Origin of the sequence: Lutibacter sp. (assembly GCF_040883305.1) — a bacterium.
Taxonomy (GTDB): domain Bacteria; phylum Bacteroidota; class Bacteroidia; order Flavobacteriales; family Flavobacteriaceae; genus Lutibacter.
The window spans coordinates 1-9,696 of the sequence record NZ_JBFLKT010000186.1 but is presented as its reverse complement, the minus strand read 5'-3'; the positions used below and the strand labels follow the sequence as shown (position 1 = coordinate 9,696).

Sequence of the window (9,696 nt, the reverse complement as noted above, 5' to 3'; positions counted from 1 at the left end):
GGCTCCAACTCTTGAGCGTGCTCTCGGTTTTAAAGCAGATTCTACAATTGCTAAATATTTTACCTCTAAAGGAACATCATATTTATCTAATTGTTCTTCAAATAATGGAAAATAAAATCGTGCTTTCTCCATTAAATTAGAAAAAGATGATTTTCTTCTTTTTAAATATGTTTTTATTATTTGTTCTAACTGTGGATTGTATTCTATATGAAAAGGGGTTTTACTATTTAAAACTTCTAACCTTTCTTTTAATAATTCTGTAGGTAATTCTTCTAAATCGGTTACTAAAATTTCGTCATCTCTTAAAACAAATTGAATAGTATCATAAAGCGGCGATTTTATCAATTCATTTAACCATAAACTATCTATTAGAGTGGCTTCTATGTGTTCTTTAAATTTTAAAGAGTCTGATTTTTTTAATAATAATGTATCACTATTAGAAAACAGTTCTTTTGTATCTTCAATAGATTCCAGTTTAATAGTATCGGATTTTATTTGTGAAAATCCCATACTACAAAACAGTAAAAATGCAATATTTAATAAATGCTTCATTAAGGTTTTATTCCTTTAAAAGTTTAGATATTTCATCTAAATTAGGTGCTAAAATAATTTCAATTCTTCTGTTTTTTGCTTTTCCTTCAGAAGAAGTATTATCACTAATTGGTACAAATTCACTTCTACCTGCAGCCGTAATTTGAGTTGGGTTTACACCTTTATTTTTTAAAATTCTAACAATGGCAGTTGCTCTTTTTACCGATAAATCCCAGTTGTCTATTAATGTTGCGCCATTGTAAGGCACGTTATCTGTGTGTCCTTCAATTAGTACATTTATATCTGGATTTTCAGATAAAACACTTGCCAGTTGTTCAACTGCATTTTTTCCTTCTGTACCAACAGCCCAGCTTCCAGAATTAAATAATAATTTATTTTCCATAGAAACATAAATTTTTCCATTTTTATGAACCACAGTCAAACCTTTTCCTTCAAAATCGAGAAGAGCACTTGAAATCGCATTTTTTAGTTGCTGCATTTGAGCTTCTTTCGCATTAATTAATGCTTTTAATTCATCAATTTCTTGAGAGCGTTTATTCAATTCGCTCTGAAGGTTTTCTAAGCGTTCACTTTCCAAAAATAATTTTCGTTCTTTCTCTTCTAATTGAACCAATAAATCTTGATTTGTTTTTGACTGTTCAGCTAATTTTTTTGAACTTTGAGTTGCTAATGCTGCATACGATTCATCTAAATTTTTATACTTATTTTGAAGTGATGCAAATTCATTATCCAACAATTTCTTTTCATTTTTTAATGAAGTAAATTCATTTCTAAGTGTTGCTAAATCTGCTTCCAAACCTTTTTTGGCAGCTAATAAAGCATCTTTGTCTTTTATTAATTCTGAATTAGAACTACGTAATTTATTAAATTTTGTTTCTAATTCTTGATATACTTTTTTCGAAACACACGAATTTAATGTGAATACCACTACTAATAAAACTGTTACTTTTTTTAACATTATCTTATTTTTTATTTTTTTATGATTCAATTTCTACAACAATCGGACAATGGTCTGAATGTTTTGCTTCAGGTAAAATGTATGCCCTTTTTATAGTGTCTTTCAAAGGTTCGCTCACCATATTATAATCAATTCTCCAACCTTTATTGTTATTTCTGGCGTTTGCTCTGTAACTCCACCAACTGTACTGATGAGGTTCTTTGTTTAAATGACGGAACGAATCTACAAAACCACTATCTATAAAATTACCAATCCATTCGCGTTCTACAGGTAAAAACCCTGAAACACCTTTCATTTTCGGATTGTGAATATCAATTTCTTCGTGACAAATATTGTAATCTCCACAAATAATTATATTCGGAATTTCTTTTGTTAAGTTATTTACATATTCTTGAAATTCGTCCATATAGTTTAGTTTAAAATCTAAACGCGCATCGTTAGTTCCAGATGGTAAATACAAACTCATTACCGAAAATTCATCAAAATCTATCCGTAAATTTCTACCCTCAAAATCCATAGATTCAATACCAGTACCATATTCTATATGATTTGGTTTGTGTTTAGATAAAATTGCTACACTACTATATCCTTTTTTCTCTGCAGAAAACCAATAATGATATGGATAACCAGCGTTTTCAAACAATTCTAAATCTAACTGCTCTTTATGTGCTTTTGTTTCCTGAATACAAACTACATCTGGATCGGCAGCTTCTAACCACTCTATAAATCCTTTTTTTAATGCGGCTCTAATGCCGTTTACATTGTATGATATTATTTTCATTAAGTCTTATTTAATTCCCCAAAAAAGAAGGGCGTACTAGTTATTCGGTTTTAATCAAATTTCATTTCTGGAATATTTCCTTCAATAATTAAATCTCCTTCTGTTGCTGCTTTAATTTCATCAACAGAAACCCCAGGAGCTCTTTCAATTAAATAAAAAGCATTGTCTTTTATTTCTAAAACGGCCAAGTTTGTAACTACTTTTTTAACACAGTTTACACCTGTTAACGGCAAAGAACAGCTTTTTAATATTTTTGATTCACCTTTTTTATTTGTATGCATCATAGCTACAATAATGTTTTCAGCAGAAGCTACTAAATCCATTGCTCCACCCATTCCTTTTACCATTCTTTTTGGAATTTTCCAGTTAGCAATATCTCCATTCTGAGCAACTTCCATTGCCCCTAAAACGGTTAATTGAACATGCTGACCACGAATCATAGCAAAACTTAATGCTGAATCAAATAAAGATCCTCCTTTTAAAATTGTTACTGTTTGTTTACCTGCATTTATTAAATCGGCATCCTCTTCTCCTTCAATAGGAAAAGGTCCCATTCCTAACAATCCGTTTTCAGATTGAAATTCAACATCAATTCCTTTAGGAATATAATTTGCAACTAAGGTTGGTATTCCAATACCTAAATTTACATACCAGTTATGTTGTAATTCTTGTGCAATTCTTTGCGCTATTTGTTGTTTTGATAAAGCCATGACTTAAGATTTCGGAGTTACAGTACGTTGTTCAATTCTCTTTTCGTAATCTTTCCCTTGAAAGATACGTTGAACAAAAATACCTGGAGTATGAATTTGATTTGGATCTAATTCACCAGCCTCAACCAATTCTTCAACCTCAGCAACTGTTATTTTACCTGCCATTGCCATCATTGGATTAAAATTACGAGCAGTTCCTTTAAATATTAAATTACCCGCCGTATCTCCTTTCCAAGCTTTTACAAATGCAAATTCCGGATCAAATGCGCGCTCTAAAATATACATTTTACCATTAAACGCTCTTGTTTCTTTACCTTCAGCAACTTCGGTTCCGAAACCTGCTGGAGTATAAAAAGCTGGTATTCCAGCTCCTGTAGCCCTACATCTTTCTGCTAAAGTTCCTTGTGGAATTAATTCTACATCCAGTTCACCTGAAAGCATCTGACGTTCAAACTCATCATTTTCTCCTACGTAAGAAGAAATCATTTTTTTTATTTGACGTTTTTGTAATAATAACCCTAATCCAAAATCATCAACTCCAGCGTTGTTAGAGATACATGTTAAATTACTAATGTCTAATTTTACCAGTTCTGAAATACAGTTTTCCGGTATTCCACACAAACCAAAACCTCCAAGCATAAAGGTCATTCCATCTTCTACACCTTGTAAAGCTTCTTGTGCATTATTTACTACTTTATTTATCATAAATCAGTTATTAAAATTCAGGATCTTCATCTATTGAGTTGTCTAAATTTTCTTCAGTTTCCCCAGTTTTTGAGCAATCAATTTCAATGCTTAAATTTTCTGGTTTATCAAACTCTTCTAAACTCACATTTAATTTTGGATCTGCGTATAATTTTTTATAATACAATGCCCAAATTGGCAATGCCATAGTTGCTCCTTGTCCAAAAGTGATGCCTGCAAAATGCGTTGCTCTGTCTTCACCACCAACCCAAACACCTGTTGCTAAATTAGGTACAATTCCCATAAACCAACCGTCGGATTGATTTTGAGTTGTCCCTGTTTTACCAGCAATTGCATTTGTAAATTGATATGGATAACCTGTTGCCACATTATCTGGATAACTTCCCCATCTGCTTCGTAAACGAATTCCCGAACCAGATTGTGTTACACCTTCTAATAAATTTATAATTACATATGCAGATTCTTCACTTAAAACCTCTTTAGTATTTGGTGTAAATTGCTGTAAAACAGTTCCGTTGTTATCTTCAATTTTTAAAATCATCATCGGTTCTACACGTAATCCTTTATTTGCAAATGTTGCATAAGCACCAACCATTTCGAATAACGATAAATCTACAGATCCTAAAGCAATTGCTGGTACTTCAGGAATTTCTGATGTAATCCCTGCTCTTTGCGCCAAACTCACTACATTTTTTGGATGCACCATATCAATTAATTTAGCAGTAACTACATTTACAGAACCTGCCAACGCCTCTTTTAAAGTTAGTTCGCCTCCATAATCATCAGTAGCATTTTTAGGTGTCCAATCTTCTGGCATACCATATTTTTCTTTTGGAATTGTGTACAACGTATTTGGAAATTTGGTACAAGGAGACAAGTTTAACTGATTGATTGCTGTTGCATATACAAACGGTTTAAATGTTGAACCAACCTGACGTTTTTGTTGTTTTACAGCATCAAATTGAAAGTGTTTATAATTTACACCACCAACCCAAGCTTTTACATGGCCTGATTCTGGCTCTACAGATAATAATCCTGATCTTAAAAATTGCTTGTAGTATAAAATAGAATCTTTTGGCGACATAATAGTATCAATATCTCCTTTCCAAGAGAAGACTTTCATATCCGTTTTTTCTTCAAACGAAGCTTTTATTTCTTTTTCTGAAGCACCCTTATTTTTCATGCGTCTCCAACGATTAGAACGTTTCATTGCTTGTTCTATGGTTGAAGCAATCTGAGTCTTATCGATATCGTAAAAAGGAGCTGTTTTATTTCGTTTTTGTTCTTTATCAAATACACGTTGTAAATTAGACATATGTTCTGCCATGGCATCTTCTGCATGTTGCTGCATCCGCGAATCGAGTGTTACATATATTTTTAAACCATCTCTATGCAAGTTATAATCAGTACCATCAGGTTTTGGATTATCTTTAATCCATGTTTTCATAAAATCACGTAAATACTCTCTAAAATACGTAGCATTTCCATCGCTATGGCTCTCTCTATTTACATTTAATCCCAAATCTTTTTGTTGTAAAGAATCTTTTAATTTTTCTGAAATAAAATTGTTTCGATACATTTGACCCAACACCACATTTCTACGATTTAGCACCAATTCTTCTCTTCTTAACGGATTGTAATAGGAAGAATTTTTAAGCATTCCAACTAACATTGCAGATTCTGAAACTGTTAAATCTGCAGGTTCTTTCCCGAAGTAAATCCTTGACGCTGAACGAATTCCAACTGCTAAATTTATAAAATCGTACTTATTTAAGTACATTGTTATAATTTCTTGTTTGGTATATTGACGTTCTAAACGAACAGCTATAACATATTCTTGAAATTTTTGCATTAATCTTTGAACAATATTTTTAGAACCTTCTCCGTGGACTAATAACTTTGCAAATTGTTGCGTTATGGTACTACCACCACCACCTTTTCCCAATTTAGCAATGGCACGTGCAGTAGCTTTAAAATCTACACCAGAATGTTCGTAAAAACGTTCGTCTTCTGTGGCGATTAATGCTTTTATTAAACTTTTTGGTAAATCTTTATATTTAACAGGAGTTCTATTTTCTTTAAAATATTTTCCCATGGTTTTTCCATCAATAGAAATAACTTCTGTTGCTAAATTATGTTCTGGATTTTCTAACTCTTCAAAAGTTGGAAGCTTACCGTAAACGCCCCAAGAGGCAAATAGAAACAATAGTATAACTAAGGCAGTACCACCAAATATGGTTACCCAAAACCATTTTATATACTTTGAAAAATTAGTGTTAACAGTTTCTTTTTTTGTCATTATTATTTTACTTTTTCTATACTTAAACCTACATCTGTAATTCCTTTTAAAGGAAGTTGTCCTTCAATGTCTTTAATACTTCTAGTAGCGTGTTTGATATTAAATTTATAGTCTCCTTTTTCTGAAAATAATACATTTTCTTTATAAAAAAGTTTATTTTCTTTTAATTCAGTAAAACCAGTTCCTAACCAATTTCCTTCGGAATCTGTCATTTCATATTCTAAAGTGTCTGTTACTTGAAATCCATTTGGAAATTCGATGTTTGCAATTAAAAACAATGAACTAAATTCATAATCTTTATTGTTCCTAATATGTATAAACACATTTTTTTTTGAAATAGTATCTGTATTGTTTACAATAAACGCTATTTTATTTTCTGAAAACCATTGATGGCTCTCTATGGAAGTATATTTACTATATTCCGTTTTACCAGCACACGATACTAAAAGTAACGCACATAATAGTAAACTTAAATAATTATTCTTTGTTAGTATTGTCTGCACTTTTTCTAGGTGGTCTTCTTTTTTTATTTCTATTTGGTTTATTTCCTTGCTGATTTTGTTTGTTTGCATTGTTCCCAGCTGGATTTGGCGTTTTACTTTGTTGATTAGGGTTTGGCTTTTGAGTTCTAGCACCTTTCGGTTTCTGATTAGGATTTCGTTTCTGATTAGGATTCGGATTTTGTTTTGGAGCACCGTCAGCTTTAGGTCTCTGATTCGGATTTTGTTTAGCTTGTTTTGCTCTTTGTTGGTTTTTTCCTTTATTTCTACGTTTTTTAGCTCTTTTTGGAACATCAAAACGCGTTAAACTGTCCTGGCCAACTACATTTTCAAAATCTGTTGTAATTACTTCAATTAAATCATCTTCATAATCTTCAAGCGATGTTGCTTTTTCTTGATTTTTGTTTAAAGCAATAATTTCGTGAACTTGTTCTAAGGTTAATTTAAACCATTTACTTCTATTTTCAATATAGGTGTACCAAAGTAACCCTTTAAAAATATCCATTTTAACAAAACTTGCATTCCCTTTTTCAGTTCTTAAAATAGTATCTTGTTTTGGAAAACCTTTAAGCGCATCTAAATAAGTATCTAATTCGTAGTTTAAACAGCATTTTAATTTTCCACATTGTCCTGCTAATTTTTGCGGATTTAAAGAAAGTTGTTGGTAACGTGCAGCAGTTGTATTTACTTTACGCAAATCGGTTAACCAGGTAGAGCAACATAATTCTCTACCGCAAGAACCGACACCTCCTAAACGTGCTGCTTCTTGACGTAAACCAACCTGTTTCATTTCAATACGGATACTAAAAGCACCTGCTAAATCTCTAATTAACTGTCTAAAATCTACACGGTCATCTGCTGTATAATAAAAAGTGGCTTTATTTCCATCTCCTTGATATTCAACATCTGAGAGTTTCATTTTTAAGCCTAATCTACCAAGAATTTCACGTCCTTTATATTGTGTTTCGTATTCTTTTGAACGTGCAACTTGCCAAATATCAATATCTTTTTGAGTAGCTTTACGGTATATTTTTTTAATTTCTTCACTATCTATGGCTACCCCTTTCTTTTTCATTTGAACTTTTACAAGTTCTCCTATTAAAGAAACTGTACCGATATCGTGTCCAGGATTTCCTTCAACAGCAATTACATCGCCAATTGAAATTTGTAATTTATCTTGATTTCTAAAAAAGTGTTTTCGCCCATTTTTAAATCGTACTTCTACAATATTTAATGATTCTTGCCCTGTGGGAAGCGCCATATTAGACAACCAGTCGAAAACTGAAAGCTTTTCACAGTCTCCAGTACCACAACTTCCATTACTTTTACATCCTTTCGGAACACTATTTATATCTGAAGAGCAACTATTACAGCTCATATATTCTTTATTATTTATTAAGTTAAGTAAAATTGAAAATTCAATATTACAATCTTCACTAATTTGTAAAGATAAATTAAAAATGCTAACTGTAAAACGTTAAAAAATGGTTTTTAGGTTTGTTTTACATCAATAATTTTTACCGGACAGGCTTCTTTTGCCTTAATACTATCATTAAAAATAGTTTCGTCAGGCGATTTAATGGTGAAAAAACCCTTTTTTTCTTTGGAATGTAGCAACACAGATTTGCCATCTTTTTTAGACATTTGAAACTGAGCAGGAGCCAACTCAACACAGTAATTACAACCAATACACTTGGCTCTTTGCAATGTGATAATTACCATTTAAACTTCAACTTTGTTTTCAACAATTTTATACAATTTATCTGAAGGTCTAATTCTAAATTTTAAAGGAATGGTACAAGAATCTCCTTTAGTAGCTTTGTCACCTTTAACATCATTTACAAACATTTCTTTAATTTCCATTTCTTGTGCTCCTGTAGTTGGACCCGTAATTAAAATGGTATCTCCAACAGCAATATCATAAGCTTCTATTTTAAATTCACCAATAGTTGCTTTTGGATAATAATGTATTCCTTTACCAACATATACTTTCTTTTGTGTAGCATGACTTCCAGATCCGTTACTCCATTCTCCTAATTTTTGACCTAAATAATAGCCACTCCAAAATCCACGATTGTACACTTTTTCTAGCTCTTGCATCCAAGAAACCACTTTTTCTTTACTATACGTTCCAGCTTCAATGCTATCTAATGCATCTCGGTAACACTTAATCACATTTGCAACATATTCTGGCGCTCTTCCTCTTCCTTCAATTTTCAATACTTTTACACCTGCATCAGCAATTTCGTTCAAAAAATCTATGGTACATAAATCTTTTGGAGACATAATATATTCATTATCCAATTCCATTTCTATACCAGTTTCCTGATCTATAACCGTATATTTTTTTCTGCAATTTTGCTTACAAGCGCCTCTGTTTGCTGATGAATTATGGGTATGTAAACTCATATAACATTTTCCAGAGACCGCCATACACAATGCACCGTGACCAAATATTTCAATTTCCACCAATCTCCCTGCTGGACCACAAATATTTTCTTTTTCAATATGCTCAGTAATTTTTTTAACCTGACGCAAACTCAACTCTCTACTTAACACCATAGTATCTGCAAACATGGCATAAAACTTCACCGTTTCTATATTGGTAATATTTATTTGAGTTGAAATATGAATTTCCATTCCAATTTCTCTAGCAGTAGCAATAACAGCCTGATCCATAGCTATAACCGCAGTAATATCTGCTTCTTTCGCTTTTTGAAGCAGGGTTTTAACAATGGTTAAATCGTGATCGTATATTATGGTATTTAACGTAAGATAGGTCCTAACATTTTTAGCTTTACATCTTTCTGAAATTTCCTGTAAATCGTCTAAGGTAAAGTTAATAGAGGCTCTTGCTCTCATATTTAATTGCTCAACACCAAAATAAATGGAATCTGCTCCATTATCTAATGCTGCTTGCATTGATTCAAAGTTTCCGGCAGGTGCCATTAATTCTATTTTCTGCATTTTTATTTTTTAAAAGTTAAAACTTCTGAACGTCCTTTTTTAAATATTTTATTGCTGTTAGGAATTCCTTTTCGCAACTCTTTTTGAACCTCAAAAGGTAATTTAATAATATCCTGACAGGCTGTTGAACAACAAGTATCCATTTTTTCGTTGCATTTCTCGCATTGAATAAACAATAAATGACAAGCTTCGTTGGCGCAATTTACATGTGTATCACAAGGTTC

The 9,696-nt window shown here is 32.0% G+C and carries 9 protein-coding genes and 2 pseudogenes; all 11 read right to left on the bottom strand.

Annotated elements, in window-relative coordinates; translation table 11 throughout:
* Nucleotides 1–552, bottom strand: a pseudogene (locus AB1Z17_RS06015) (lytic transglycosylase); the annotation flags it as partial.
* Between the two features lie 7 nt (nucleotides 553–559).
* A complete protein-coding gene (locus AB1Z17_RS06010; RefSeq protein ID WP_368050890.1) occupies nucleotides 560–1,510 on the bottom strand; it encodes an OmpA family protein in 951 nt (316 codons plus the stop codon).
* A gap of 19 nt (nucleotides 1,511–1,529) precedes the next feature.
* Complete coding sequence (locus tag AB1Z17_RS06005) at nucleotides 1,530–2,291, bottom strand: exodeoxyribonuclease III (RefSeq protein ID WP_368050889.1); 762 nt, start codon at nucleotides 2,289–2,291, stop codon at nucleotides 1,530–1,532.
* Nucleotides 2,292–2,341: 50 nt separating this feature from the next.
* Nucleotides 2,342–3,001 carry a 3-oxoacid CoA-transferase subunit B gene (locus tag AB1Z17_RS06000; RefSeq protein WP_368050888.1) on the bottom strand — a complete coding sequence of 220 codons (660 nt, stop codon included), beginning with the start codon at nucleotides 2,999–3,001 and terminating at the stop codon, nucleotides 2,342–2,344.
* A 3-nt stretch (nucleotides 3,002–3,004) separates the two neighbouring features.
* Nucleotides 3,005–3,706, bottom strand: coding sequence for a CoA transferase subunit A (locus AB1Z17_RS05995; RefSeq protein WP_368050887.1), 702 nt, complete (start codon nucleotides 3,704–3,706; stop codon nucleotides 3,005–3,007).
* Nucleotides 3,707–3,716: 10 nt separating this feature from the next.
* Nucleotides 3,717–6,005, bottom strand: a complete 2,289-nt coding sequence (locus AB1Z17_RS05990) for a penicillin-binding protein 1A (RefSeq protein WP_368050886.1) — start codon at nucleotides 6,003–6,005, stop codon at nucleotides 3,717–3,719.
* 2 nt (nucleotides 6,006–6,007) lie between these two features.
* Nucleotides 6,008–6,508, bottom strand: a complete 501-nt coding sequence (locus tag AB1Z17_RS05985) for a gliding motility lipoprotein GldH (protein ID WP_368050885.1) — start codon at nucleotides 6,506–6,508, stop codon at nucleotides 6,008–6,010.
* Complete coding sequence (gene ricT / locus AB1Z17_RS05980) at nucleotides 6,483–7,883, bottom strand: regulatory iron-sulfur-containing complex subunit RicT (RefSeq protein WP_368050884.1); 1,401 nt, start codon at nucleotides 7,881–7,883, stop codon at nucleotides 6,483–6,485. Before ricT ends, AB1Z17_RS05985 begins: the two co-directional genes overlap by 26 nt.
* A gap of 113 nt (nucleotides 7,884–7,996) precedes the next feature.
* Nucleotides 7,997–8,227, bottom strand: a complete 231-nt coding sequence (locus tag AB1Z17_RS05975) for a ferredoxin (protein WP_090223513.1) — start codon at nucleotides 8,225–8,227, stop codon at nucleotides 7,997–7,999.
* Nucleotides 8,228–9,472 (bottom strand): peptidase U32 family protein, encoded by a 1,245-nt coding sequence (locus AB1Z17_RS05970; RefSeq protein ID WP_368050883.1) that lies wholly within the window; start codon nucleotides 9,470–9,472, stop codon nucleotides 8,228–8,230.
* Between the two features lie 2 nt (nucleotides 9,473–9,474).
* A pseudogene (locus AB1Z17_RS05965) lies at nucleotides 9,475–9,696 on the bottom strand (hypothetical protein); the annotation flags it as partial.